The organism is Hyphomonas polymorpha PS728 (assembly GCF_000685315.1).
Taxonomy (GTDB): Bacteria; Pseudomonadota; Alphaproteobacteria; order Caulobacterales; family Hyphomonadaceae; genus Hyphomonas; species Hyphomonas polymorpha.
This window is the reverse complement of record NZ_ARYM01000058.1, coordinates 1-1,204: the sequence shown is the minus strand read 5'-3', so window position 1 is coordinate 1,204 and position 1,204 is coordinate 1. Positions and strand designations below refer to the sequence as shown.

Annotated in this window: 1 protein-coding gene; it reads right to left on the bottom strand. The window is 57.2% G+C overall.

Features of this window, described 5'->3' with window-relative positions; genetic code table 11:
• Positions 1 to 39: 39 nt before the first annotated feature.
• Positions 40 to 1,133, bottom strand: a protein-coding gene (locus tag HPO_RS19355) for an IS3 family transposase (protein WP_157532939.1) whose coding sequence is annotated in 2 segments (ribosomal slippage) — positions 40 to 872 and positions 872 to 1,133 — 1,095 coding nt in all. Because the reading frame shifts where the segments join, the coding sequence is not laid out codon by codon here.
• Between the last annotated feature and the right edge of the window lie 71 nt (positions 1,134 to 1,204).

The following is a 1,204-nucleotide window of genomic DNA, read 5'->3' as shown; positions in this document are numbered from 1 at the left end:
GGTAATCATCCCATTTTTAAGCGACCGGATTGCTGGACTTCACGCGGCAAGTTTGAGTTTCATGGCGGGGGTGATGCCGCCGATACCCATGTTCGGGCGCTGGTTGTTGTAAGACCATAGCCACCGGGTGGCGTGTTCCTTGACCTCCTCGATCGTGTTGAAGATGAACTGGCCGAGCCATTCCTGGCGGACCGTCCGATTGTAGCGCTCGACATAGGCATTCTGCTGCGGCTTGCCGGGCTGGATGTAAAAGATCCCGATGCCACGCTTTGCCGCCCAGGTTTGCAGTGCGGCGCTGACATTTTCGGGGCCGTTGTCGACGCGAATGCCCATCGGCTTTCCGCGCCATTCGATGATCTGGTTGAGTGTCCGCACCACGCGGGCCGCCGGTAGTGAGAAGTCGACCTCAATGGCAAGGCCTTCACGGTTGAAGTCATCAAGAACGTTCAGTGTCCGGAAGGATCGCCCGTCACTGAGCTGGTCCGCCATAAAGTCCATCGACCACATTTCATTCGGCCGCTCCGGAACGGCCAGAGGCTCAGGAACTTCCCGAACTAGCCGCTTCTTCGGCTTGATCCGCAGGTTCAGCTCCAGTTCGCAATAGATGCGGCGAACGCGCTTATGGTTCCACGGGAAGCCCTTCACATTGCGCAGAAACAGGTAGCACAGACCAAAGCCCCAGCGCCGGGTCGTATCCGAGGCCGCGAGCCTGACCAGCCAGTCCGCGATTTCGGCATTCTCATTCGACAGCTTCGCTTCATACCGATAGCAGGTCTCGCTGATGCCAAAGGTGCGGCACGCCAGCGCCACAGGCACCCCCTTCTTCCGAACAGCCTCTCTGGCCATCTCTCGTCTTTGAGATGGCCGAGTTACTTTTTTCCGAGAGCATCTTTCAGCAGCTCGTTCTGCATCGCCAGTTCGGCATACATCTTCTTGAGCCGGCGGTTCTCATCCGCCATCGCTTTCATCTCAGACATCAGCGAGGCGTCCATGCCGCCATACTTGCTGCGCCAGTTGTAATAGGTTGCGTTGCTGATCCCATGCTCGCGGCAGAGATCAGGCACAGGCACGCCGCTCTCGCCCTGTTTCAGGATCGCAAGGATCTGGGGCTCGGTAAATCTCGATTTCTTCATTCTCGTCTCCGTCGATAATCAACGCCGGAGAAGTCCAGTTTTCAAGTCGATTAATTTCTGGGAGGATTACC